A 24,978-nucleotide genomic window follows, 5' to 3' on the forward strand; every position below is an offset into this window, starting at 1 on the left:
CTTCGGCGATGACCGAAGCGTCGGCGGCCGGAAACCTGTAAGGCTCTGCCCTATCGACATCAACGACCTGGACCGGACATGCCCGAACAACAGCCCCGCCTTGCCATAAGCCTTTTGATGCTCCTGGCGCTCGCCACCCTCTGGGGCGCGTCCTATACCTTCATCAAGATTGGTGTCGCCACGATCCCGCCCATCACGCTGATCGCCGCAAGGACGATCATTGCCGGCAGCCTGCTTCTGATCGTTCTTCGTCTGCGCGGGCTGAAGCTGCCGAGGGATCGCCGCAATACGCGCCGTTTCGTCATCCAGGCCGTCCTGAACTCCGTTCTGCCCTTCACGCTGATTGCGTGGGGAGAGCAGCATGTCGATGCAGGACTGGCCGTCATCCTGAATTCGTTGACGCCCGTCTTTGCTTTCCTGATCAATGCCCTCATAACGCGTCATGAAGCGGTCACGACCCCGAAGCTGTTCGGCGTCGCTTTCGGGCTTCTCGGCATCTGCCTCGTGGTCGGCCCGTCCGTTCTTGCGGGATTTGGCACCGGCGTCATCGCGCAGCTCGCCATCATCCTCGCGGCTGTCGCCTATGGCGGAGCCGTGACTTTTGGCCGGACCTTCCGGGATCTCGACCCGATGATGCCGGCGGCGGGCTCCCTCATCTGGGGCGGCGTGATCCTGCTGCCCGTCAGTCTTCTCGTCGATCAGCCCTGGACGCTTGCGCCTGCCATGTCATCGCTCGCAGCACTTCTCGCCTTGTCCATTTTCTCGACGGCGCTTGCCTTCGTTCTCTATTTCACACTGCTGCAGAGGCTGGGCTCCGTCGGCACCACGGCGCAGGCCTATCTGCGCGTCCCGATCGGCGTCGGCATCGGGGTTCTGTTTCTCGGCGAAACGCCCAACCCGAACGCCTTGCTGGGCCTCGTCTTCGTGGTGGCGAGCGTCATCGCGATGACAATGCCGGCCCGTCGGAGGTCCGGACGATGAGAGAGCGTCCATTCCTTGTCGATGGCGCAATGTTCGCGATGCCTATTCCCAGTAGCCGTCATCGGCGAGCGTCGAAACACGGTTCAGCACCTTAGCCCCGTCAGCCAGGGACGAGATATTGGTATAGTCCTCGCAAAGCGTCATCACCCATTTATGCTGTTCGCCTGTGCCGGGATTGCTGATGATCCGGCTGTAGATCTCCGCTCCGTCATCCGTTCCGCCGATCTGCATGGCCGGCGTGAACGTGACCGGTGAATGAACAGGCGGACTGCATCTGCCGGCCGCGACGAGCTGTGCTGCGAGATCCAACGCGGATTTGTCGGAACGGGGGTGGACCCAGTCCTCCCGGGCCCATTTTTTCCAGCGCGACAGTCCGAATTCCCGCGTCCAGAACGTCTGCTCCATCTGCATCGCCTCGCCTGGGCTCTGTCCATCCGGAGCGCCGCGGGAGTAATGACTGGATACCACCGAGATGAGATCGCGACCGGATGTGTAGGTGATCTTATCGACAGTCCATGTGGTCAGAGCGCGGGAATAGCGGAGCGCGCATGCGCCCATATTCGCAGAGGCCGCGCCTTTCTGGAGCTTCGTCTGGAATACACCGTATCCTGTAGCACCGAGCGCGGGGACCTCCGCCGGGCCGATGACCCAGCCGCGAAAGAAGCGCTGGGAGCTGTCCTTGTTTGCCGCACAAAGATCACTTTCGAAAGAGGACAGAGAAACCGGGCTGTAACTGCCCATGATGAACCCATACCCGTCGTCATGCCACTGGATCGAGGCGCCGTTCCGCTCAAGGTCGTCATCGTCATCAGGGGCCGCTTTGCCGCAGGGGACCTGGCGAAGGGTGGAGCTGATGATGCGCGTTTCGGTGAAGCGGGATACGGGAACGTTGATTTTCGACACCGGCCCCGCCGCACAGCCGGAGGTGGGTGCAGGGAAGTTCTGAAGGGTGTAGTGCGGTGTTTCTCCCGGTGCGATATCCCGGTGCCGCTGACAGCCTTTGTCTCCGGGGACGCCGGAGACCGCTTTTCCATCGGGTCCCGTGCACACATCCATGACCATGAAGTCCGCAATGGGACCGAAACCCTGGGGCTGTGCGGACGTCATGGACGCCGCCATGGCAGCAGTAACCGAGGCAAGCAGGAACGTCTTCATGGCAATTCTCATATCCTTACCGATCCCGCTTCGTTGCGGCCGGACGGAGGCTATATCGCATTGCCGGACGTATTATGGCCGACGCCGCAGTATGATGTTCCGCAGGTGATTGCTGCCGTGCGCCTTACCGCGCGCTACTGACGCACTATGTCCAATCCATAACCAATGGAAAAGGCATGATGAAAAAACTCGCAATTATCCTGATTTCCCTCGTCACCGCACTGACCAGCTTTGTGCCGGCGCAGGCGTTCCCGGCACGGCCTGTCACGACATCGGCAGGCTCCACATCCACAGGCACGACAGACGTTCAGCAGGTTCAGTATCGGGAAGACAGGCGGATTATTCGCCGGCACAACCAGCGCAACGGCGATCGTTACAACGGCCGCTACGATCGTCGTGACCGCTACAGCGACCATCGCCGCTATGACCGGCGCGATCGCAACCGTGATGGCCGGCGTTATGACCGTCGTCACCGTAACAATGGCGCGATTATCGGTGGTCTTGCCGCCGGCGCCATCATCGGCGGCGCGATCGCCTCGCAGAACCGCAGCAGCTGTGCAGCGCGCTACCGTTCCTACCGTGCGTCGGATAACACGTACCAGCCCAACTCGGGCCCGCGTCGTGTTTGCCGTTAAGGTTTGAAACGGCGCCGTATGCGTTCCAAGGCTAGAGATGGCGCAGCCCGAGAGGTCTGCGCCATTTTTCTGTTACTTCGCTGCGCTTGCCTCGACGGAAATGCGAACGACGACGTCATCGGAGACCGCCGGGGCGAACATTCCAAGATTGAAGTCGGTGCGCTTGACCGTAGCGGTCGCATTGAAGCCGATCCACGGCTTGTTTTCCATCGGATGCTGGCCCTGCTGATTGAGGACGGTATCGAGGACGACCGGCTTGGTGACGCCGTTCAGCGTGAGATCGCCGGTGATCAGCGCGGTCTTCTCGCCGGTGACCTTGATCGAGGTCGACTTGAAGCTGACATTCGGTGCCTTGCCTTCGCCACCGAAGAAGTCGGCCGACTGGAAGTGCTTGTCGCGGCCGGCATCGCCGGTCTGGAGCGACGAGATCGGGAATTCGACCGTGACGGTCGAGGTCTCGGGCTTGGCTTCATCAAAGTTGATCGTGCCCGTGATGCCGCTGAACATTCCGCTCGTGGTCGAGAAGCCCAGGTGCTGGTAGGAAAAGACGACTTGGCTGTGGCCGGAATCGAACGTGTAGGCCTTGGGCTCTGCATGAGCAGCACCTGCAAGAAGCATTGCCGACGCGAAGACAGCATACTTGGTTCTGGAGATCATGATCTTGTCCTTCGTTCATGCCGCCTGCGGAATGCAGGCGGAAATGGAATTACGAGGCGGTGCCTCAGCGCTTTGCCTGCAGGGAGATATCGACCTCGACCGGAAAGCCGACTGTCTTCTCGTCGGCGTAACCTTCGCCGACTTTGAAGTCCCGTCGGTCCAGCACCGTCTGGCCTGCCATGTCAGCGACGCCATCCTTGATGGTCATCGTGAACGGCAGCCGCACCGGCAGCTCGATGCCCTTGAGATTTAAGGTTCCAACCGCAAGGAAGTCCTTGCCCTCCGGCTGAATCTTGGCGGTGAATTGCGCCTGCGGATGCTGTGCCGCATCCAGAAATCCGGCACCCTTCACCTGATCGCTCACGCTGCCCAGCGTGACGCTTGAAAGATTGATGACGGCTTTGACATCGCCCGTTCCCGTGGCCTTGTCAAAGGCGATGGAGGCCGTCCAGTCCGAGAACGAGCCGGAAACCGGCGTCCCCATCTGCTTGACCTTGAAGCCGAGCGTGCCCTCGGTCACCTGCCATTCGGATGTCGCGGCCTGAAGGGAAGCTGCGGGGGCCGATGCGGCGCGAAGGCCTATCTGCGAGGCGAACACCACACCCGCGAAAGCCACCGCGGCTAGTCCGAAGGCCATGGCGGACCTCCAGCCGGCACGTCCGGAATCCGTTCCTGCGCTCTTCCCGCGCGTCATCCGCTGGAGAACGCCGTCACGATCGATCAGGGCGTGTTTCAACGCGCCTGCCACGTGCAGCCCGATGGCCAGACAGAGCGTCCAGGCCAGAAGCTGATGCGTCGCCGCCATGCGCTGCGCCAGTTCATCCGACTTCGGCACCAGCGGCAGATCCTGGCCGAACGGCCAGAGGATCGGCGCGTATCCAGAGGTCGCGGCATGCTCGATCCAGCCCGTCAGCGGAACCAGCAGCATCGAACCGTAGAGCATCCAGTGAACCACGCCGGCCACGAAAGTCTCAAGGCGCCGCTGCGGGTGGACGGGATCCGGATGCGGCTGGAAAAGCGTCCAACAGATACGGGCGAGCGCCAGCGTGAAAGCGAGAACGCCGAGGGTCTTGTGGATCGAGAAGTAGAGAACCTTCGCATCGACCGCCTCCATCGACGATCGATGCGCGATAAAGCCCATTGCGATGTTGAGACTGATGACGACGGCTGTCGCCCAATGGAAAAAGCGGGACACGCTTCCGTAAGCCGTCGAACTGTTATGCTTCACGCGGGCTTCTCCGATGTCGTGGCTTGTCAAAGCATATCGTCGCTTACAAAAGAACCCGGGCAAATGCAGACATACTGTTCACTATTTGCGAACAATCACGATAGATTGATCATTTTTTATATTCAAAGACGTCGGCCGCCCTAATTCGACTCTGCGGTCGCAAATGAAGGCAAAGACTCGTGTGAATGCGCCCAATCGGTATCGCGTGTACCGGCGATTGGCAGTATTTACGGATGCTATACGCGTTGACGATCATTTCGTGACGCAGCTTCGCTGAGGAGACGATGCACATGACGACGATCTACGACGAACCGGAAGACTTCGCGGCAAGCGCGCTGAAAGGCTACGCCGCCGTCTATGGTCGCTTCGTACGCGCGGTGAAGGGTGGCGTCATCAGATCCACGCCGAGGGTCGAGGGAAAGGTTGCGGTCGTCGTCGGTGGTGGGTCGGGGCATTATCCGGCCTTTGCCGGATATGTCGGAACCGGTCTCGCGGATGCCGCTGTGGCAGGCGATGTCTTCGCGTCGCCCTCGACGGCCGCCGTTGCGCGGGTCTGCCGGTTGGCGGATCGGGGCGGCGGCGTGCTGCTCGGCTATGGCAACTATGCCGGCGACGTGTTGAATTTCGGCGCTGCCGCCGAGCGGCTGCGGGCGGAAGGTCTCGATGTTCGCGTGCTTCCGGTCACGGATGACGTGGCCAGCGGACCGGCCGACGATCACCTGAGCCGCCGCGGTATCGCAGGCGACCTCATCGTCTTCAAGATCGCCGGTGCGGCCGCAGAGGAGGGCCGGTCGCTGGATGCAGTCGAGACGGTGGCAAAGCATGCCAATGCCCGCACGGTCTCCTTCGGCGTCGCGTTCGGCGGCTGTACCCTGCCGGGGTCGGCAGAGCCGTTGTTCACGGTACCCAAGGGCCAGATGGCGCTCGGCCTCGGCATTCATGGCGAGCCGGGGATCAGCGAAACCGCGATCCTTCCGGCAGCGGCACTTGCCGATCTCCTGACGCACCGTCTGCTGGCGGAGCGCCCTGCCGATTGCACGCGCGTTGCCGTGATCCTGAACGGCCTCGGCGCCACCAAATACGAAGAACTCTTCGTCCTCTGGCCGCAGGTCGCGGCGCGGTTGTCCGCAGCGGGCTTGGAGGTCGTGCGTCCCGAGGTCGGCGAGTTCGTGACGAGCCTCGATATGCGCGGCTGCTCGCTCAGCCTGCTTTGGCTGGATGCGGATCTCGAACGCCTCTGGTGCGCGCCTTGCGAAACGGCTGTTCTGGTCCGGCGCGAAGAACCTGCCCTTGCAGAGCCGATCTCTGAGGAAGCAGAGGAAACACTGAGCTTTCCCGAGGCGTCCGATGCCTCACGCGAGACCGGCCGCTGCATCGCCGGCATCATCACCAAGCTCGCCGAGGTGCTCCACGAGGCGGAGGCCGAACTTGGGCGGATCGACGCGCAGGCGGGCGATGGTGATCACGGACAGGGCATGACCCGCGGCGCGACGGCCGCCCGTGTGGCGGCAGATGCCGCCGTTGCAGCAGGTGCCGGTGCTCGAAGCGTTCTCGCGGCGGCAGCCGATGCCTGGGCGGATCGCGCAGGCGGCACCTCGGGCGTGATCTGGGGCGTGCTGCTCCGGGCTTGGAGCACGGCGCTTTCGGACATCGAGATGCGGGATGACGCCGCCATCGTGGCCGGCGCGCGCCTGGCTCTCGACGGCGTCACGCGGCTCGGAGGCGCGGAGGTCGGCGACAAGACGCTGGTCGATGCACTCGTGCCCTTCGTGGAGACGCTGGAGACGGCGTTTGCGGAAACGCGATCGTTGAAGACGGCCTGGACCCGTGCCGCCACCGCTGCGAACACGGCCGCCGAAGAGACGCGCGCCCTCACGCCCCGCCTTGGGCGCGCGCGCCCGCTCGCCGAACGCAGCATCGGCCACCGCGATGCCGGTGCGGTTTCGCTGGCGCTTTGCGCGGAGACCGTGGTTGCGCTGTTGGGCGATTGACGGAATGCGTGCGCGCCGTATCCCCACGGCGCTCACGCCCCTTGCGGAACTCCGAGCATATCCGTTGCGGGCGCCCGCGGCTGGCGTTTTGCAACATCCCGCACGTGGCTTGGCGGGCTGCCGGTGATGCGCTTGAAAGCGCGGCTGAAGGATGCCTCCGACTCGTAGCCGAGCCGCTCCGCCACCGCTGCGACCCGTTGGCCTTCGCCGAGCCACTGGTGGGCCTGATGCATGCGCATGCGGGCGACGTAGCGGGCGGGCGTTTCGCCTACCACCTCCGCAAAGCGCTGGGCGAAGCCCGAGCGCGAGGCGCCCATGTGTCGGGCGAGTTCGTCGACGCTCCAGTCGTGGGCGGGATCGAGATGGATCGCCGCCAGCACGCGGCCGATCTCAGGGTTGCGCAAGGCAGTCAGCCAGCCGGTCGAATCGCCGCAGCCATGCTCCACCCAGGTGCGGATCAGCGTGGCCGTCAGCACGTCGGCGAGACGCGAGAGGATGCCGCCGGCACCGACGCGGTTCATCTCGACCTCACGCTGCATGGCATCGAGCAGCGGGCGGATGGAGGGCTCGCTGGCGGCGAGGTCGCTGGCCCGCATCACGTCCGGCATCAGTTGCAGCAGCGGATGGAGCGAATCGACATTGAAGCGCATCAGGGCATAGAACAGCACGTTGCCGCTTTTGGCGCCCCGGCATTCCAGCTCGACGATTCCGTCGCAGAGCGGCTTGCGGGGCAGGGCGGCGAGCGGAGTGGCCGGCACGTCGGGCGCGCTGGCGATGATATGGGCATCGCCGCGCGGCAGAAGCAGGGCGTCACCGGGATGAAGCTCGCTCCACGCGCCGGAGGGCCCCTGGAAGAAGGCGGAGCCCGCTGCGAGGAAGTGGAACTGCGCGGCATCCTGTTTCGGGAAGGCCGTCGCCCATGGGGCCGTCGGCTGGCAGCGGCTGTAATCCACGCCGTCGAGGCGCAGCCCTTTGAGCATTTCCGTCAGCGGATCGTTCACGGCACGGGCTCCCAATTTTGGACGAATGGTCATGTGATATGGATTTTATAGCATAGATTCTCCAGTCTGTCGCGCCTAACCATAGGGACATATCCTATTGGAGAACATTCTAATGAACACGCTTATCGATGATGACGTACAACAAGTGCCGGGAACCGACGACGTTAAAACGGCGGCCTGGGCCGGCGTCGCCTCGCTGTCTCTCGGTGTCTTCGCGCTGGTGACGGCCGAATTCCTGCCGGCGAGCCTGCTGACGCCCATGTCGCAGGATCTGGGCGTCAGCATCGGCGCGGCCGGACAATCCGTCACGATGACGGCCATCGTCGGTGCGGTTGCCGGCCCGGCCGTCGTGATCGGAACCAGCCGGTGGGACCGTCGCGCGACGCTTCTGGTGCTGACCGCGCTTCTCATCGTGTCGAGCCTCATGGCGGCCTTTGCCAGCGGTCTTCCGATGCTGCTTCTGTCCCGCGCCCTGCTCGGCATCGGTCTCGGCGGCTTCTGGGCCATGTCGCTGGCGCTCGCCATGCGTCTCGTTCCCGGTCGTCTCATGCCGCGCGCCATGGCGATCATCATGACGGGCGTCTCGCTCGCCACCGTGTGCGCCGCACCCCTCGGCGCCTGGATCGGAGAGGCCTATGGCTGGCGCACGGCCTTCGGCATCTCCGCCGCACTCGGCATCGTCGCCTTCATCATGCAGGCCGCAAGCCTTCCCGTCATGCCGTCGAAGGGTGCGGCCGGGCTTTCGACGCTGCTGGGCGTCCTGCGCCGGCCGGCCATTCGCGTCGGTTTGCTGACGGTGCTTCTCGTCGTCGCCGGGCACTTCGCCGGGTTCACCTTCATTCGCTATTATCTCGAGACCGTTCCCGGTTTCGGCGTGGAAGGCCTCTCGGCGATCCTGCTCGCCTATGGCATCGGCGGCTTTCTTGGCAATATCTTCGGTGGCTTCGTCTCAGAACGGAATACCTCGCTCTCGATCGCACTTGCCGCCGGTGGCGTCGCCGCGACGGCGCTGGTTCTGGCGCTCCTCGGAGCCTCTCCGGCGATCGCCGCCGTGACCACCGCCCTCTGGGGCTTCGCCTTCGGCGCCCTGCCGGTCAGCGTCCAGAGCTATGTGACGCGTGCTGCCGGCGACGAGGCCGAAAGTGCCGGTGCGTTGATGCTCAGCACGTTCCAGATCGCGATTTCGAGCGGCGCCGTGCTCGGCGGGCTGCTTGTCGATACCCACGGCGCGGCGGCGGTCTTCGGGTTCACCAGCATCTCCGCCCTCCTCGGCGTGGTCGTCATCGTCTTTGCCGGACGGGCCCGCCTGCAGACAGCCTAATTCGCTCGTCACGAAACGAGCGGCGGCAGCAATGCCGCCGTTCGCATGTCGGCACGACGCCCATCACCCGCAAAAACCGCTTCGCCCGGACGATGTCCAGTGGCATACATTCTGAAACCATCCAGCACGCGAAAGGCAGACGCCATGACCGACAAGATCGCCATCATCACCGCAGGCGGAAGCGGCATGGGTGCGGACGCTGCCCGAAGGCTGGCCGCCGATGGCTTCAAGGTCGCGATCCTCTCGTCTTCCGGCAAGGGTGAGGCGCTGGCCGAAGAGCTCGGCGGTCTGGGCGTGACCGGCTCCAACCAATCGAACGAGGATCTCAAGACACTGGTCGATCGCACCATGGAGCGCTGGGGCCGCATCGATGTTCTCGTCAACAGCGCCGGCCACGGTCCGCGCGCGCCCGTTGCCGATATCACCGACGAGGACTGGGTGCGGGGCATGGACGTCTATTTCATGAACGTGGTGCGCCCGGTTCGGCTGGTGGCGCCGATCATGCGCGCACAGAAATCCGGCGTCATCATCAACATTTCGAGCTTCAGCGCCGTCGAGCCCGACCCGGTCTTCCCGACCTCGTCGGTCTTCCGCGCAGGGCTTGCCGCCTATACCAAGCTTTTCGCCGACCAGTTCGCCGCCGACAACGTGCGGATGAACAACGTCCTCCCCGGCTTCATCGACAGCCTGCCGGAGAAGGAGGCGTTTCGCAACCGCGTTCCCATGGGCCGCTATGGCAAAAGCGAGGAGATCGCTGCCACTGTATCGTTTCTCGCCTCGCAGGGCGCGGGCTACATCACGGGACAGAGCATCCGCGTGGATGGCGGCATCACGCGCTCGCTCTGAGACGTGCTACCACATCGTCCGGGCAGCGCGTGCCGCCCATTCGCGATCGTAGGTTTCCTGGTCGAAGCTCGCCTTTGCTTCCTTCAGCAATTGCCCGGCGGTCGGCAGGGTGGCCGGGTCGTGGAAGCGGGCGGGGTTCCAGAGTTCGGAGCGGATGAGCGCGCGGGCACACTGGAAATACACCTCGTGGATCTCGACCATGATGACGCTGCGCGGGTGCTTGCCGTCCATCTCGAAGCTTTCGAGAAGGTCGAGATCGATCGAGACGGTGGCCGCGCCGTTGATCCGCATCGTCGTATTGGAGCCGGGGACGAGCAGCATGAGGGCGACGCGGGGGTCGCGAACGATGTTCTTCAGCGAATCGATGCGGTTGTTGCCGCGCCAATCCGGCAGGAGCACGGTCTTTTCGTCGCGCACCCGGACGACGCTTTCCGCATCGCCGCGCGGCGAGCAGTCCATGCCATCCGGCCCAACAGTGGCGAGGGCCAGAAACGGTGATGCCTCGATCATCGCGCGGTAGCCCGGCGTCAGGGACAAGGTCACCTTGGCGGTAGATGCTTCCGAAACGCCGTCATAGATCTCGGCAAGCTGGTCGATCGTGCGGATGGTCGTCATGGTCTCTCCCTTTCCCGTCGCGGATCGTCTATCACCGTTTTATGACAGTTTTCGGCGGGTCCGAAACGGCTTTCATCCCTCTGCCGTATCCTCGATCTGCGGCCAACGCTCCAGCGCCTTGGTGCCACTTTCGGTCAGCCGGTAGATCCCACGCTCGACACGCTCGAACCAGCCATAGACATTGTCCTGCAAGATCGCGGCCGCCTTGGGTGCCTTTGGCCGCATCTCGACCGGCCGCACCCGCCCGGCCCGGATCGCGGCAGCGCAGAGAAGGGCCTGCTGGCGGTAGGCGGTCATGATCGGTGCCCGCGCGCCGCCACCGGCGGTCGGGTCGCCGTGGCGAGCGCGATGTTCCTTGACGAGGCGCGCCCGACGCTTCGGGTTGGTGCGCGGCATGGGCGAGACGGCGCTGACGATGACGCTGACGGCCCCGGTATCCGCAACGCCGAGCATGCCGATGCCGAGCCTGCGGCAGAGATCGCGATAGCGCTTGTCCGCCTCCCGCCCGCGCCCCTTCGCCGATACCCGCGCGGCAATCCAGACCTCGTCGCAAAGGGTCGCCCGGTCCACGGCCTGCAGGATCAGCTCCAGATTGAAGGTCAGCTTGAGCTCGCAGACGACGACGATGTCCGGCTCGCCCGCGCGAACGCCGACGAGATCGCAACTCGCAACCTCGCCTTTCACCACGAAGCCGAAGCCTTCCAGAAATGTCTTTACGGGCAGATAGAGAGTGGTTTCCACGATCGGTTCCGGTGCAACGGCCGGCTTCTACCGCAGTTCGCCCGCCGGAGCGACCCCCGGAATATGTGCGCTACGACTGCGTCAGCGTCAGCGGATATCGCTCGGGGTGATGGATCAGCGTCGTCATGTTGATCGGTCGGTTGCGGCGATCGAACACGATCTGGTCGACGGTGAGCACGGCGGCCGGGTTGGCAAGTTCCAGACGTTCGGCCTCCCACGGCGTGGCGATGCGGGCGCTGAGCGTCGTGTGGCCCCGGCCGGGCTGGATATGATAGCGGTCGCGCAGTTCGGCATAGAGCGAGCGGTTGGCCCCGGTCCAGTCGAGATCGGCCAATCCCGGCACCTGGGCTGCCGGCAGCCAGTCCGTCTGGATGGCGACCGGCACGCCATCGATCGTCCGGATCCGCTTCAGAATCACCACTTCCGCACCCTCGGGCAGAAACAGAGGTCGCGTGATGTCGGCGGCCGGCTTATAGGCCTGCACCTCCACCAGCATGCTGCCGGGCTGCCGGTTGGTGGAGAGGGCGGTCGCCGTAAAACTCTCCAGCACCTGCAGCTCGTAGCCGAGCGGGCGCAGCGTCACGTACAGGCCCTTGCCCGGCTGGCTTTTCACCATGCCCTGGCGGATCAGATCCTGGATCGCGTGGCGCACCGTGATCCGGCTGACGCCGAAGGATTCGACGAGCTTGCGCTCGGAGGGCAGTTTGCCGTTGTGCGGCAGGCGTCCGTCCTCGATAGCACGCAGCAGCGCCTCCTTCACCTGCTGGTGAAGCGGCCGCGGATCGTCATGGCGCACCATGGCGGCAAGCGGCGCATCGACTGGCGCGCTGCGGTTCCCGTCCACCAAGATGTCTGCTGCCGCACCGTCGCCCAACCGGATTCCTTTCCTGCTCGCACCATCATTACAGATCTTGTCATAAGCCTGAAATATAAAATTGGAGAGCGATTGACATAACTGGTCATATCCAGTCCAATCGTCATCAGCGGCCGACAAAAACAAAACGAAGACGCCGTCAGAGGAAAAAATCGAACAGGGGAACGACCGTCATGTTCAATCGAAAGCTTGCCTTCAGCCTACCACTTCTCGCGCTTTTGGGCGCCGGTGCGGCACACGCTGAAACCGTGTCGGTCTTCTGCGCATCGACCGAGTTCGAGCTCTGCACCAAGGCCGCCGCCGCCTGGAAGGAGAAGACCGGGAACGAGGCGAAGATCAACAAGATGCCGGCGCTGCTGGATGATGCGATCCCGCTCTACCAGCAGCTGCTCGCCGCGAAATCCACCGATGTCGATGTTCTCTTCCTCGACGTCATCTGGCTCGGCATGTTCAAGAACAACCTGCTCGACATCTCCACCCTCGTGCCCAAGGCCGATCAGGACCAGCATTTCGCCTCCACGCTGAACGCCGCCAAGCTCGACGGCAAGCTGGTGGCCATGCCCGCCTATATGGACGTCGGCCTGATGTTCTACCGGAAGGATCTTCTGGAGAAATACGGCAAGCCCGCGCCCAAGACCTGGGAAGAGCTGACGGCGACCGCCAAGGAGATCCAGGACAAGGAGCGCGCCGACGGCAAGACCGACATGTGGGGCTATGCCTGGCAAGCCAAGAGCTTCGAAGGCCTGACCTGCGACGCGATCGAGCTGATCGGCTCCAGCGGCGGCGGCAACATCATTTCCGACGACGGAAAGGTGACGATCGACAATCCCGCTGCTGTCGGCGCGCTGACGCTTGCGAAAAGCTGGATCGGCACGATCAGCCCCGAAGGCGTGCTCAACTACGACGAGGAAGCCTCGCGCGCCGTCTTCGAGTCCGGCAACGCTGTCTTCCACCGCAACTGGCCCTACGTCTGGGGCACGTCGCAGACCAAGGGCAGCGCTGTCATCGACAAGGTCGGCATGATGCCGCTTCCGGTCGGCAAGGCCGGCGAAAAGTCGTCCGGTTGCCTCGGTCCGATGTATTACGGCGTCTCGAAATTCTCGACGAAGCCGGATGTCGCGGCGAACTTCGTCGATTTCATCACGGGCCCGGAAATGCAGAAGATGCGCGCCGTCGATGCCGCCTTCAACCCGTCCATCACCGCGCTCTATACCGATCCCGACGTCCTCAAGAAGATCCCCTTCCTCAAGGACAACCAGCAGGCCTTTGCCGACAGCGCCAGCCGCCCGTCCGGCTATACCGGCACCAGCTACAACCGCGTGTCGCAGGCCTTCTATCGCAGCGTCCACGACATGCTGTCCGGCAGTAAAGAGGTCGAGAGCGGCCTCAAGGACCTGGCCGCCCGGCTGGAGAAGCTGAAAGAAAGTCGCTGAGCCCTCCCAAGGCTGTCCTCCGTTTCCGTCCCTTAAGGGGTCGGAAACGGAGGCGCGATGTGGCTTCGAACTCTCCCTTGTCTCGTCTCTAATCTTCCGCACGACCACGAGCCTGCCGCGGCGCAGGCGCGGCCACGTTCATTTGTCTTCCTGATCGGATCTGCCATGGCATCCATCGCCCTTTCTTCCGTCACCAAAGCGTACGGCACGCACACCGTCATCCGCGGCGTCGATCTCGAGATCGCGGACGGCGAGTTCGTGGTTTTCGTCGGCCCCTCGGGCTGCGGGAAATCCACGCTGCTGCGCATCGTCGCCGGTCTCGTTCCCGCCTCCAGCGGGCAAGTGCTTATCGATGGTGAAGAGGTCACGGACGTGCCCGCATCCAAGCGCGGGGTCGCCTTCGTTTTCCAGTCCTATGCGCTCTATCCTCATATGAGCGTGGAGCGGAACATCGGCTTTGCGCTGGAAACCATGCGCCTCGGCAAGGACGCCATCCGCCGCAAGGTCGAGACCGTCGCCCGGATGCTGAAGGTCGATCACCTGCTCGCCCGGCGGCCGCGCGAGCTGTCCGGCGGCCAGCGCCAGCGCGTGGCGATCGGCCGGGCGCTCGTGCGCGAGCCGGAAATCTTCCTCTTCGACGAGCCGCTGTCCAACCTCGATTCCGACCTGCGCATGGAAATGCGCATCGAAATCGCGCGCCTGCACGAGGACATCAAGACCACCATGGTCTACGTGACCCACGATCAGGCCGAGGCGATGACGCTGGCCGACCGGATCGTCGTGCTCAACCAAGGCTCCATCGAGCAGGTCGGTACACCGCTGGAACTCTACCAATCACCGGTCAACCGCTTCGTCGCGGGCTTCATCGGCAGTCCCCGAATGAATTTCGCCAACCTGGCAGCAGGCTCCGGGACAAACGGGTTCGCCTTGCCGCCCGGCCTTCTGGCCGATGGCAGCCAGCCCGCTTCCATCGGTGTTCGGCCCGAAGCGCTGTCGATCGTCGCTGCCGATGCTGGCCGGATGGACGGCATTCTGGAGCGCGTCGAAGACCTCGGTCACGAGCATTTCGCCTATATCCGCCTGTCCGACGAGACGATCTGGGTCGTGCGCGTCGCCGGCCGTCCCCCCGCCGAGCGGCGCAATCAGCCGGTCGGGCTTTCCTTTGCGGATGCCGACATCTTCGTCTTCGATGCAGAGGGCAAGCGGATCGCCCACCGGTCTTCGAGCGTGGTGCCCGAAGGTAATCCAGCCGAGGGGAGGCTGCTCCATGAGCGCTAAGCTCGCCCGCCGGGAGCACAGGACGGCGTGGCTGTTCCTGACGCCGCTGGTTGTCGTCATGCTGATGGTTGCGGTATGGCCGCTCGGCCGCACGTTCTTCTTCAGCTTCACGGATGCCTATCTTGATGATCCCACCGTGTACGGTATGGTCGGCATCTCGAATTTTCTCGAGGTCATCAACGATCCCGCCTGGTGGTCGGCGGTGCGCAATACGCTGACCTTCGCCGTCATCTCCGTGGCGATCGAGACGCTGCTTGGTCTCGGCATCGCCCTGCTGCTGAACGAGGCGATCCCCGGTCGCGGGCTGCTGCGCGCGGCGATCCTCGTTCCCTGGGCGATCCCCGTCGTCGTCGCCACCAAGATCTGGGAGTGGATGCTGAACGACCAGTTCGGCGTCTTCAACCGCATCCTGATCTCTCTCGGGCTCATCGACCATGGCATTGCCTGGACGGCCAGCAGTTCGTTGATCATGGGCGTGGTGATCTTCATCGACGTCTGGATGACGACGCCCTTCATGGTGCTCCTGATCCTCGCCGGCCTCCAGACCATTCCCGGCGAGATGATGGAAGCGGCCGAAGTCGACGGCATCCCCGCATGGAAGCGGTTCTGGTCGATCACGCTACCCTTGCTGAAACCGGCAATCGGCGTTGCCGTGCTCTTCCGGTCGCTTGATGCGATCCGCATGTTCGACCTGGCCTATGTGCTCGCCGCCAGCAACCAGAACGTCATGACGGTGTCGATCTATGCGCGAGACCGGTTGATCAGCTTTCAGGAACTGGGCGTCGGCTCGGCTGCCTCCACCTGGGTGTTCCTGCTGGTCGCACTGGTCGCCATCATCCTCATCGGCGCGTTGCGTCTCGATCGTTCGGCGGGAGAGTGATCATGGCTATAGCGGCTTCCACATCCTCACCCGTTCGCATGAAGCGTCGGTCATCGGCGCATTACCGGCTGCGTCGCCGGGTCCGCAAGGGTGCTCTCGGCGTGCTTATCCTCCTCGTGCTCGCCTACACGCTGTTTCCCTATTACTGGGCGATCGTTTCCTCGACCAAGCAAGGGGCGGAACTCTATACGACGGCCTTTCTGCCGGCGCTGAACTTCAGCTACTACCGGCAACTGTTCGACAATCCGGTGTTCATGGGCTCGCTGCTCAATTCGGTTTTCGTGGCAACGGGCACGACGGTCGTATCGCTCGCGCTCGGCATCGTCTCGGCCTACGCGCTTGGACGTTTGGATTTTCCCCAGAAGCGGGTCGTGCTGATGGCGATCCTGATGATCTCGATCTTCCCGCAAGTCGCGGTCCTCTCCGGCATGTTCGAGCTTATCAACGCGCTCGGCCTCTACAATCGCCCGAGCGCGCTCATCGTCACCTACCTTCTGTCCACCGTTCCCTTCACCACGTGGATTCTTACGACCTTCATTCGCGAGTTTCCTCGGGAATTGGAGGAGGCGGCGCTGATCGACGGGTGCTCGCATTTCCGGATTCTCACCCGGATCCTGCTGCCGCTCATGGGTCCCTCGCTTGCCAGCACAGGTATTCTTGCCTTCATTCTCGCCTGGAACGAATTCCTCTTCGCGCTCACCTTCATGTTGACGGACGAGAACAAGACCGTTCCGGTCGCGATCGGCCTCATCGGGGGCACGACGCGCTATGAATATCCGTTCGGCCAGATCATGGCCGCTTCGGTCACTGTTACACTGCCGCTGATCATCGTCGTTCTGATCTTCCAGCGGCGCATCGTGGCCGGTCTCACCGCCGGCGCGGTCAAGGGATAGGGAATTCTGCCATGGATATGCTCGTCAACCTTTACGACCTCAAGTCGGATGCAGCACTGGATGAAAAGGTGGCCGCCGAGGGCGTCGTCATCCGCCGCGCCCTGCCGCCGGAGCTGCATACGATTGCGGCCTGGATCGGCCCGCGCTTCGGGCAGGGCTGGGTCAGCGAGGCGACCGTGGCGATGATGCGTCAGCCGGTCTCGCTGCTCGTCGCCGTCAGACGAGGCGAGGTCGTCGGCTTTGCCTGCTACGACGCGACCGCGCGCGGCTTCTTCGGCCCGACTGGCGTGGACGAGGCCATGCGCGGCAAGGGCATCGGTCATGCGCTGCTTCTGAAGACGCTGCTGGCCATGTACGACCAAGGTTATGGATATGGCGTCATCGGCGGCGCGGGACCGACCGGTTTCTACAAGCGTGCCGTCGGCGCCGTCGTCATCGCTGGCTCGGAAGAGGGCATCTACAAGGGCATGCTCACAGCGGCCCACGCGACAGGCATCGACTATAGCTAAATAGGTGCATTTCCTGCGCGCACCGATCGAATATCCCTTAAATCGATTAGCGTAAGGATAAGTTTACCTTACTTCTGGACCCGGCGTTAATCGCCCTCGGCCATCATGCGCTCCGAAACCGGAGATCGACCATGATATCCCGACGCATGCTTGCAGCGCTCCTTCTGACGCTTGTTTCCGCCAGCCCGACGCTGGCGGATGATCCGGTTCTGCGGATCGGTACCGAAGGGGCATACCCGCCCTTCAACTTCGTTAATGAGAAGGGTGAACTGACCGGCTTCGACGTCGATATCGCCAAGGCCCTCTGCAAGGAGATGCAGCGGACCTGCACCTTCGTCGTCACGCCCTGGGCGGAGATCATCGAGGGGCTGGAGCAGAACAAATACGACCTCATGGTCTCAAGCATGGCTTTCACCGAGGAGCGGGCAAAGCGCATCGCCTATTCCGACCCCTACTACCGGTCGCATGCCGTGTTTATCGGCGATGCGAAGAAGTATCAGGACATCAGCCCCGAGGGCCTCGCCGGAGCGCGCATCACGGCCGGCAATGGCACGATGCAATCGCAATATCTTTCCAAGGTCTACGCAAAGAGCACGCTCGTCTTCGGCAAGGACCAGCCTGAAGCGCAATCGTTTCTCGAGCAGGGCAAGGCAGATCTGATGCTCGGCGACGCGATCGAGCTGATGAGCTTCCTCGAAAGCGCCGAGGGGTCGGCCTTCGAGTTCATCGGGGATCCCGTCACCAACGACTTTCTCCAGAGTACGGCGCATGTCACGGCGCGCAAGAGCGATACGGCATTGCTGGAGCAGGTAAACGCGGCCATCAAGAAGACCCGCCTCGACGGCAGCTACGAGCGGATCAACGACGTCTATTTTCCCTTCAGCATCTATTGATCCATGACCTTTCTGCGCAAACCCCGGCATGGCATATCGATGCGGATCGTCGGCAGGGTCGCCCTGCTGCTGGTCTGCCTCTATGCGGGGATTGCGGCAACCTACTCCGTGCGGTTCCTGAATGGCATCGAGCGGGACGCGCAGACGGCTCGCGAAGAGCAGATCCCACTCATCCTGTCCCAGAACCGGAACGCGCTGAAGATCGAGCGGGCAGCCTCGCTCATCCGCTCGGTCTACCTTGCTCACGACCGCAAGATCGAGCGGCAGATCCAGTTGCAGTTGCAGACGCTCTGCCAGAGCTTCACGCTCGACGAAAACCAGACGCTGATCGACGGCGCGCGCGACATTGCGGCCTCCGTGAAGGTGATCGTGTCGACGCGCGAGGCCTCCCGCAAGCTGCGCGATCCCGATGGTGCCGAGATGACGGCGGAGATCGAGACGCAGATCAAAAATACGGATACGGCCAGTGCGGAAGCCTACCAGCGTGCCATCCTCACCGCCGACCGCCTGAGCGAGACGCTGGCGACCGATGCGGTGGCGCTGGCCGACAGCATGGCCTCGACCATCGGCAGTGCCGCGCGCGAGGTCAAGCTCGGCTGGACCCTGATCCTCACGCTGCCGGTGCTGTTCCTCGTCGTGACGCTATGGGTCGTCAGCCGCCATGTCATGGCGCCGATCGGCGCGGCCGTGGCGCGGCTCGAAGCTATCAGCAGCGGCAATCCCGAGGGCGCGGCCCCGCGAACGCCGATTTTCCATGAACTCGCAACCATCGCCGACGCGGTGGAAGCCTACGGCGCGCTGTCGAGCGATCTCTCGCGCACCAACACCCTTCTCAAGATTCTCTCCGACCGCGATGGCCTGACAGGACTCGCCAACCGGCGCTCGTTGCAAGGCGTTCTGGATGCCACGTTCCAAGCGGCGAAATCCGGCGGACCGGATCTCGGCGTCATGATGATCGACCTCGACCACTTCAAGGCGATCAACGACACCTACGGCCACAATGCCGGCGATGCCTGCCTCGTGGCGGTTGCCGCCGCTTTGCAGCGATTCGAAGAAAAGGACGGGGTCCATGTCGGCCGCTACGGCGGAGAAGAGTTCGTGGCCGTCGTGTCCGGGCGGGACCGTGAGGCTCTGGCCGCTCTTGCCGAGCGTGTGCGTGGGGAGATCATGGCCCTTGAGGTGCTGAGCGAGAATGGAAGGCGTATTTCGTTGACCACGAGTATCGGTGTATCCCACCTGGCCGAGCGGCCGCTCGATGGCGTTCATCGCCTGGTTTCGGAAGCGGATGCCGCGCTCTATCAAGCAAAGAGAGAGGGTCGAAACCGTGTCGGCTTTGCCGAACCTGCGGGACCTTACGATATTCCGAAACGAAACAGGCAGGCCTGAGCCTGCCTGTCCGATGAATGTTACGTAGAAGAATTCAGCGCGTGCGACCGTAGAGCCAGGCGAGCCCCGCGACGATGGCGGCTGCGGCAAGCGGCTTTTCGCGGATTCGGCCTTCGATGTCGGCCAGATACCCGTCGAGCGAGCCCTTCACATCGGACGAGGCGGACGGTCGGCGGTAAGAACGGCTGCTGTGGTTGTCGCCGGTGGTCGAGGAAACGGCAACCGGATCCGAGGCCGGGAACGTATCTTCCAGCGCCTTGTCGAGATCGCTGTCCGTGCCGCGGCGCTCGCGGTCGCCCTGCTCGTTCTGCAAAGACCGTACAGCCGGGGAAATATCGTTCTGGTTTGCCATGGTCACTCCTTGGGTTCGATATGCCCTTTAACGAGCGGTTGCGAGCGAAGTTCCACACGCGCCCGCGTCAGCCATCGGCATGGCCTGCGCGCACCGTCAAAGCACTGGCCTGGACATGGCGCGGGGCAGACTGAGGCTGACCTTCAGGCCGCCCTCGGGGCGGTTCGCGAGGATAATGCCGCCGCCGTAGAGTTCGGCGACCTCACGCGCGATCGTCAGCCCGAACCCGTCGCCCTGAACTGTCTCGTCCATGCGGATGCCGGGCAGAAACGCGTTGGCAATCCTGTCCTCGACGATCCCGGGCCCGTCGTCCTCGATGCCGATGACAACCATACGGCCCTCGATAGCAGCCGTAATGACGACGGTCGTGCGCGCCCACTTGCAGGCGTTGTCGATCAGGTTGCCGAGGATTTCATCGAGATCGTCGGCGGCGCATGCGACTGAGATATTGTCAGGGACGGCGCAGGTGACGGTTAGTCCGCGTTCGGCATGGATGCGGGAGAGGATCTGCACGAGATCGGCAAGGCTGGCGTCGAGGGCCGTCGAGGCACCCATGCCCGCGCCGGACATCGTTTTGCGGGCCCGCGCGAGGTGATGGCGAATGCGCTCGTCGATCCGCTCCACCAGCAGGCGCATTTCTCCGTCCGGATCGTTGCGATCGTCGAGCGCAAGCAAAAGGCTGGCCACGGGGGTCTTCAGGCCATGGGCGAGGTTGGCGAAGTGCAGGCGGGTGTCGGCAAGGCGCTGGAGGTTCGCCGCAACGAGCCGGTTGATCTCGTTTGCCACCGGCCGCAATTCCTCGGCGTCCACGTCCGGCAGCGTCTCGCGCGAGCCTTCCGTAACGCCGGCAATATCCTGTGTGAGCGTCTTCAACGGGCGCAGACCGTAACGCACCTGCAGCAGGGTGCCCAGAACGAGGCTGATTCCCAGAACCACCATGGCCGGCACGAGCCAGAATAGCGCCCGCCGGGCAGGGTCGTTCAGCGCCGCTTGCGGCGCCGTCGCCGAGATTTCGAGCGTCCGGTCGCCGATGCGGGCTTCGACCGTGCGGATGTGCAGATCCATGCCCCGGTCATCGGCAGCCTCCACGCGCTTCTGCGGATCGTCGGGTCCGGGGCGATGCCGGCCGGGCATGGGGCGCGGGGGGCTGTCGATCGCGCGGCCAGCGAGAGACAGCGAGGTGATCGGCGCACCGTCTCCCGTCACCTGCCAGTACCACCCGGAACCGATGCGGTCGAAAGGCGGCCCATCGAGGGAGGCGCCGAGCGCCAGCGAGCCATCCCGATTGACGACCAGCGTGCCGCGCAACGCGTCGATCTGGGTGTCGAGCCGCTGGTCGATCTGTTCGCGCACGACGCCGGCGACGATCAGCCAGAGAATGACGGCGGCGACGATCAGGGTGGCCGTGACGAACAGCGTCGAGAAGATCAGCAGTCGGGCGGAGATGGTCGATCGCGACGGGAGAGACGGGAGCTTCATGGAGCGGCCGTCAGCATGTAGCCGCGACCGCGAACGGTCTCAATCCGCTCCGCACCGATCTTGCGGCGCAGCCTAGCGATAATGACCTCGATCGAATTGGAATCGACCTCCGCGTCCCCTTCATAGACCCGCTCGATCAACTCCCGCCGATCGACGATCACTTCCCTGCGCAGGATGAGGCACGAGAGCACGCGCCATTCGAGCGCTGTCAGCTTCAGCGGCAGGCCTTCCAGCTGGAAGGTACCGAGCTGCGCGTCGAACACGAGCGGTCCGCAGGTGACCAGCGACGACGCATGGCCCGTGGCGCGGCGGACGAGCGCGCGCAGGCGCAGCACGAGTTCTTCGACTTTGAACGGCTTGGTCATGAAGTCGTCGGCACCCGCCTTGAAGCCGGAGACCTTGTCCGGCCATCCGTCGCGCGCGGTCAAGATCATCACCGGGAATCCCCGCTCCGCCTCCCGCCAGGCCTTGAGCACGGAGATGCCGTCCTTGCGGGGAAGGCCGAGATCGAGCACGGCGACATCGAAGATCTCTGTGAGGCCGGCATGTTCCGCGTCCTCGCCATTGGTGGCGATATCGACCACGAAGCTCTCCGTTCGCAGGCTGGCGGCAATACGCCGGGAGAGATCGGCGTCGTCCTCGACAAGAAGAACTCTCATGGCATCCCGTTTCTCGCTGATCCTGGAGGAGGACATAGGGCGCTGCGGCTTAACGCAAGCTGAACCGCGGGGTTCAGGCTGCCGGTGGCAGGGTCTTGCTAGAAGGGTCTCGTCAACACGACAGGAGAACACGATGTCGAACGAAGAAATCAAAGCCACCGCCGATCAGGCTGCCCCCCATGTTGCAACCGACCGCACCGTACCGCCGCACCGCAGGCGTTCGTCGCGGCTGGCCTTTACCGGCGTCGCAGCCGTCGCCCTTCTGGCCCTGGGCATTGCCGGCGGTGCAGGTGCCATGAAGCTTGCCAAGCCGAGCGTCGAGATGGCACCGATGGCGCCGGTCGCTATTTCCACCCTGCCGGATGGCGACCTCGTCACCATCAAGGGCAAGGTTGCCGAGATCTTCGGCAACAAGTTCGTCCTTCAGGATGCCAGCGGCCGCGCACTGGTCGAGACCGGCCCGTCCGGCGAGGACGGCAAGCTCGTGACGGTCAACGAGGAGATCAGTGTGCAGGGGCGCTTCGATGACGGCTTCCTGCATGCAAGCTTCCTCGTCCATCCGGACGGCAAGATCGAGGCGCTCGGCCCGGCCGGCAAGCCGCCGCATCACGGCCATGGACCGCGCCCTGGTGCCGATGGCCCGAAGGGTCCGAAAGGCGGCCCGAAGGGCGGGCCTGATGCGCGGTCCGACGCCGGTCCCGGCCCGGCCGCAGGCCCTGTCGCCGATGCGGGTCCCCGCGTTGAAGATGGCCCCGCACCCGAGGTGGGCCCTGCGCCTGATATGGGCGCCGGTGCCCCTGCCGCCGGCGAAGACGTATCGCGGCCGCCGCAGCCGTAAGAGATCGCCGCGGCCGTGATCGCTGACGAAAGACAGTACGGCGTCCCGGGGTATCCGCCCCGGGACGCCGTACGTGTGATTTTTCCCCGACGACTTGGCTGGTAACGCGCCGAGCCTCTTGAATCTGCACGAAATCTTCGCCAACTGGTCGTTCGACATTCGACCATGACGGAGAAGATGACAGATGACGAACCTTGATGCAGATCGCCCCACCGAGAACCATGTTTTCGAAGCCGACGTGTCGCGCCTTCTGCATATGATGGTGCACTCGGTCTATTCGGATAAGGACGTGTTTCTTCGCGAGCTGATCTCGAATGCGGCCGACGCCTGCGAGAAGCTGCGTTTCGAGGCGATCGCCGCGCCGAACCTTCTGGGCAGCGATGCCGACAACCGGATCACGCTGACGCTGGACGAGGAGAACCTTCGCCTCGTCGTTGACGACAACGGCATCGGCATGAACCGCGAGGAATTGATCGAAGCGCTGGGCACGATTGCACGCTCCGGCACGCGCGCCTTCATGGAGCGCATCGAGGCCAATAAGGCGGGCGAGGGCGCACAACTGATCGGCCAGTTCGGCGTCGGTTTCTATTCCTGCTTCATGGTCGCGGACCGGGTGGATGTGGTCTCGCGGCGTGCCGGTTCGGAAGAGGCCTGGCTCTGGTCGTCGGACGGGCAGGGCGCCTATACCGTTAGCCCGGTCGATCTCACGGACGCCCCGGCGCGCGGCACGCGTATCACGCTCAACCTGATGGAAGACGCCAAGACCTATGCCTCGCGCTGGTCCGTCGAGCGGATCGTCAAGGAGCAGTCCGGCCATGTGCCCGTGCCGATCTCGATCATCGAGAAGCCCGGCGCCGAGCCTGTGCCGCTGACGGACGGCACGGCGCTCTGGACGCGCGCGAAGAACGAGGTCTCCAAGGAGGACCACGCCGACTTCTACCGCAGCCTGTCCGGCCAGTACGACGAGCCTGCCGTGACCGTGCATTTCCGCGCCGAGGGCCGGCACGAATACACGACGCTGGCCTATATTCCCGGTGCGCAGCCGTTCGATATGTTCGATCCGGACCGCAAGGGCTGTATGAAGCTCTACGTCAAGCGCATCTTCATCACCGACGAAGCTGACGTGCTGCCGCGCTACCTGCGCTTCGTCCGCGGTCTGGTCGATACCGCCGATCTGCCGCTGAACGTCTCGCGCGAGATGATTCAGGAAAGCCCGATCCTGTCGGCCATCCGCAAGGGCGTGACGAGCCGCATCATCACCGCCATCGAAAAGCTGGCGGAGAGCGACGCCGAGGCTTTCGCGAAGGTGTGGGAAAATTTTGGCGCGGTGCTCAAGGAAGGCATTTACGAGGATGGCGAACGGCGCACGCAGCTCCTGTCGCTGGCCCGCTTCAAGACGACGGCAGCCGGCGAGGGGAGCCGTTCGCTCAAGCAATATGTCGAAGACGCCAAGCCGGAGCAGTCGGCGATCTACTACCTCACCGGCAACAGCGTCGAGCAGCTCAAGGCCTCGCCGCAGCTGGAAGGTTTCCGCGCCCGTGGGATCGAGGTTCTGCTTCTGACGGATCAGATCGACAGCTTCTGGGTCATGACGGCCGGCGAGTTCGAGGGCAAGGCCTTCAAGTCGATCACGCAGGGTGCAGCCGATCTCGCACAGTTCGCCAAGCCGGAGGGCGAGGCCGAAGCAGACAGCGCGCCGTCCGCCGATGTCGCGACCTTCATCGCCTATGCCAAGGAGAAGCTTGCCGGAGAAGTCTCCGACGTTCGCGCCTCCGACCGCCTGACGGAAAGCGCGGTCTGCCTGGTCGCATCCGAAGGCGGCTATGACCGGCAGATGGAGAAGATCCTGCAGGGGGCCGGCCGCCTCGAGCTTTCGGCGAAGCCGATCCTCGAGATCAACCCGGCGCATCCGCTGGTGAAGGCGATTGCCGCCAAGGCGGACGGTACCGCGCTGAAGGAGGATGCCGCACTGCTTCTTCTCGATCAGGCACGCGTGCTCGATGGCGACAAGCCGTCCGACCCCCGCGCTTTCGCGGAGCGCCTGACGCGGGTGTTCGAGCGCGCCTTGCAGGCGTGACGCTCTTTCCGCCAGCCCGCGGCTTTGCTGCGGGCTGGCGAACGGAACGGGTAGAAAAATCATGCCTACATCAGGGTATGGTACATGAACAAAGATGCGAATGAGGCGTTGTCGGGGGCCACTCAACAATAGGATTTCCTATGAAGCGCCTTCTTCTTCTCGCCGGCCTTTCCCTGTCACTCGCTGCAGGCGCAGCGGTCGCCCAGGATACGCCCCCGCCGCCGCCGGCCCCTCCCGCCGCTGCCGACGCCATGAC

23 protein-coding genes and 1 pseudogene are annotated in these 24,978 nt (G+C 63.8%); 14 read left to right on the top strand and 10 right to left on the bottom strand.

Annotated elements, in window-relative coordinates:
• The first annotated feature begins 78 nt into the window (after positions 1 to 78).
• The gene (locus G8E10_RS16650; protein WP_110801291.1) at positions 79 to 981 is read left to right on the top strand and encodes a DMT family transporter; all 903 of its coding nucleotides are present in this window, start codon (positions 79 to 81) and stop codon (positions 979 to 981) included.
• Between the two features lie 42 nt (positions 982 to 1,023).
• Here G8E10_RS16650 and G8E10_RS16655 read toward each other — a convergent pair whose 3' ends face one another.
• Positions 1,024 to 2,136, bottom strand: coding sequence for a hypothetical protein (locus G8E10_RS16655; protein WP_167129998.1), 1,113 nt, complete (start codon positions 2,134 to 2,136; stop codon positions 1,024 to 1,026).
• Positions 2,137 to 2,315: 179 nt separating this feature from the next.
• Here G8E10_RS16655 and G8E10_RS16660 point away from each other — a divergent pair, with 179 nt between their 5' ends.
• Positions 2,316 to 2,771, top strand: a complete 456-nt coding sequence (locus G8E10_RS16660) for a BA14K family protein (RefSeq protein WP_110801471.1) — start codon at positions 2,316 to 2,318, stop codon at positions 2,769 to 2,771.
• Between the two features lie 72 nt (positions 2,772 to 2,843).
• Here the strand turns inward: G8E10_RS16660 and G8E10_RS16665 are convergent, their stop codons facing one another.
• Positions 2,844 to 3,428 (bottom strand): YceI family protein, encoded by a 585-nt coding sequence (locus tag G8E10_RS16665; protein WP_110734934.1) that lies wholly within the window; start codon positions 3,426 to 3,428, stop codon positions 2,844 to 2,846.
• Between the two features lie 64 nt (positions 3,429 to 3,492).
• Positions 3,493 to 4,656: a cytochrome b/b6 domain-containing protein gene (locus tag G8E10_RS16670; protein ID WP_207901513.1), complete on the bottom strand. Its 1,164-nt coding sequence runs from the start codon at positions 4,654 to 4,656 to the stop codon at positions 3,493 to 3,495.
• Positions 4,657 to 4,946: 290 nt separating this feature from the next.
• Between G8E10_RS16670 and G8E10_RS16675 the strand changes: the two genes are divergently transcribed.
• Entirely contained in the window at positions 4,947 to 6,647 is a 1,701-nt protein-coding gene (locus G8E10_RS16675) for a dihydroxyacetone kinase family protein (protein WP_110801470.1), read from the top strand.
• A 32-nt stretch (positions 6,648 to 6,679) separates the two neighbouring features.
• Here G8E10_RS16675 and G8E10_RS16680 read toward each other — a convergent pair whose 3' ends face one another.
• On the bottom strand, positions 6,680 to 7,648 hold the full coding sequence (locus tag G8E10_RS16680; RefSeq protein WP_110801289.1) for an AraC family transcriptional regulator: 969 nt from the start codon (positions 7,646 to 7,648) through the stop codon (positions 6,680 to 6,682).
• A gap of 112 nt (positions 7,649 to 7,760) precedes the next feature.
• Between G8E10_RS16680 and G8E10_RS16685 the strand changes: the two genes are divergently transcribed.
• Both G8E10_RS16685 and G8E10_RS16690 read left to right on the top strand, forming a co-directional pair.
• On the top strand, positions 7,761 to 8,969 hold the full coding sequence (locus tag G8E10_RS16685) for an MFS transporter (RefSeq protein ID WP_110801288.1): 1,209 nt from the start codon (positions 7,761 to 7,763) through the stop codon (positions 8,967 to 8,969).
• A gap of 144 nt (positions 8,970 to 9,113) precedes the next feature.
• Positions 9,114 to 9,815 carry an SDR family oxidoreductase gene (locus G8E10_RS16690; RefSeq protein ID WP_110807748.1) on the top strand — a complete coding sequence of 234 codons (702 nt, stop codon included), beginning with the start codon at positions 9,114 to 9,116 and terminating at the stop codon, positions 9,813 to 9,815.
• A 6-nt stretch (positions 9,816 to 9,821) separates the two neighbouring features.
• Here G8E10_RS16690 and G8E10_RS16695 read toward each other — a convergent pair whose 3' ends face one another.
• The 3 genes from G8E10_RS16695 to G8E10_RS16705 all read right to left on the bottom strand — a co-directional run bounded on the left by G8E10_RS16695 (position 9,822) and on the right by G8E10_RS16705 (position 12,045).
• Positions 9,822 to 10,430 carry a pyridoxamine 5'-phosphate oxidase family protein gene (locus tag G8E10_RS16695; RefSeq protein WP_110801286.1) on the bottom strand — a complete coding sequence of 203 codons (609 nt, stop codon included), beginning with the start codon at positions 10,428 to 10,430 and terminating at the stop codon, positions 9,822 to 9,824.
• A 72-nt stretch (positions 10,431 to 10,502) separates the two neighbouring features.
• A complete protein-coding gene (locus G8E10_RS16700; RefSeq protein ID WP_110801285.1) occupies positions 10,503 to 11,171 on the bottom strand; it encodes a DUF2161 domain-containing phosphodiesterase in 669 nt (222 codons plus the stop codon).
• A gap of 70 nt (positions 11,172 to 11,241) precedes the next feature.
• A complete protein-coding gene (locus G8E10_RS16705; protein ID WP_281517619.1) occupies positions 11,242 to 12,045 on the bottom strand; it encodes a GntR family transcriptional regulator in 804 nt (267 codons plus the stop codon).
• A gap of 173 nt (positions 12,046 to 12,218) precedes the next feature.
• On the opposite strand from G8E10_RS16705, the gene G8E10_RS16710 reads away from it, so the two are divergent.
• The 7 genes from G8E10_RS16710 (at position 12,219) to G8E10_RS16740 (ending at position 19,317) form a co-directional block, all read left to right on the top strand.
• A complete protein-coding gene (locus G8E10_RS16710; protein ID WP_110801284.1) occupies positions 12,219 to 13,478 on the top strand; it encodes an ABC transporter substrate-binding protein in 1,260 nt (419 codons plus the stop codon).
• A 165-nt stretch (positions 13,479 to 13,643) separates the two neighbouring features.
• Complete coding sequence (locus tag G8E10_RS16715) at positions 13,644 to 14,756, top strand: ABC transporter ATP-binding protein (RefSeq protein ID WP_110801283.1); 1,113 nt, start codon at positions 13,644 to 13,646, stop codon at positions 14,754 to 14,756.
• Positions 14,746 to 15,636 carry a carbohydrate ABC transporter permease gene (locus G8E10_RS16720; protein WP_110801282.1) on the top strand — a complete coding sequence of 297 codons (891 nt, stop codon included), beginning with the start codon at positions 14,746 to 14,748 and terminating at the stop codon, positions 15,634 to 15,636. The genes G8E10_RS16715 and G8E10_RS16720 overlap by 11 nt, the downstream gene beginning before the upstream one ends.
• A gap of 2 nt (positions 15,637 to 15,638) precedes the next feature.
• Positions 15,639 to 16,529: a carbohydrate ABC transporter permease gene (locus G8E10_RS16725; protein WP_110801281.1), complete on the top strand. Its 891-nt coding sequence runs from the start codon at positions 15,639 to 15,641 to the stop codon at positions 16,527 to 16,529.
• An 11-nt stretch (positions 16,530 to 16,540) separates the two neighbouring features.
• Positions 16,541 to 17,038 carry a GNAT family N-acetyltransferase gene (locus tag G8E10_RS16730; RefSeq protein ID WP_110801280.1) on the top strand — a complete coding sequence of 166 codons (498 nt, stop codon included), beginning with the start codon at positions 16,541 to 16,543 and terminating at the stop codon, positions 17,036 to 17,038.
• Between the two features lie 131 nt (positions 17,039 to 17,169).
• The gene (locus G8E10_RS16735) at positions 17,170 to 17,931 is read left to right on the top strand and encodes a transporter substrate-binding domain-containing protein (protein ID WP_245417138.1); all 762 of its coding nucleotides are present in this window, start codon (positions 17,170 to 17,172) and stop codon (positions 17,929 to 17,931) included.
• Between the two features lie 3 nt (positions 17,932 to 17,934).
• Positions 17,935 to 19,317 (top strand): GGDEF domain-containing protein, encoded by a 1,383-nt coding sequence (locus G8E10_RS16740; protein ID WP_110801279.1) that lies wholly within the window; start codon positions 17,935 to 17,937, stop codon positions 19,315 to 19,317.
• Positions 19,318 to 19,351: 34 nt separating this feature from the next.
• Here the strand turns inward: G8E10_RS16740 and G8E10_RS16745 are convergent, their stop codons facing one another.
• From G8E10_RS16745 to G8E10_RS16755, 3 genes are all read right to left on the bottom strand, one after another.
• Entirely contained in the window at positions 19,352 to 19,669 is a 318-nt protein-coding gene (locus tag G8E10_RS16745) for a hypothetical protein (protein ID WP_110728832.1), read from the bottom strand.
• Between the two features lie 96 nt (positions 19,670 to 19,765).
• The gene (locus G8E10_RS16750; protein WP_110801278.1) at positions 19,766 to 21,148 is read right to left on the bottom strand and encodes a sensor histidine kinase; all 1,383 of its coding nucleotides are present in this window, start codon (positions 21,146 to 21,148) and stop codon (positions 19,766 to 19,768) included.
• A complete protein-coding gene (locus G8E10_RS16755) occupies positions 21,145 to 21,807 on the bottom strand; it encodes a response regulator (protein WP_110801277.1) in 663 nt (220 codons plus the stop codon). Before G8E10_RS16755 ends, G8E10_RS16750 begins: the two co-directional genes overlap by 4 nt.
• A 133-nt stretch (positions 21,808 to 21,940) precedes the next feature.
• On the opposite strand from G8E10_RS16755, the pseudogene G8E10_RS16760 reads away from it, so the two are divergent.
• Together G8E10_RS16760 and htpG are read left to right on the top strand one after the other, a co-directional pair.
• Positions 21,941 to 22,414, top strand: a pseudogene (locus tag G8E10_RS16760) (hypothetical protein); the annotation flags it as partial.
• Positions 22,415 to 22,829: 415 nt separating this feature from the next.
• Complete coding sequence (gene htpG / locus G8E10_RS16765) at positions 22,830 to 24,722, top strand: molecular chaperone HtpG (RefSeq protein ID WP_110801276.1); 1,893 nt, start codon at positions 22,830 to 22,832, stop codon at positions 24,720 to 24,722.
• The last annotated feature ends 256 nt before the right edge of the window (positions 24,723 to 24,978 follow it).

It is taken from the genome of Ferranicluibacter rubi (genome assembly GCF_011603255.1).
In the GTDB taxonomy this organism is placed as follows: Bacteria; Pseudomonadota; Alphaproteobacteria; order Rhizobiales; family Rhizobiaceae; genus Ferranicluibacter; species Ferranicluibacter rubi.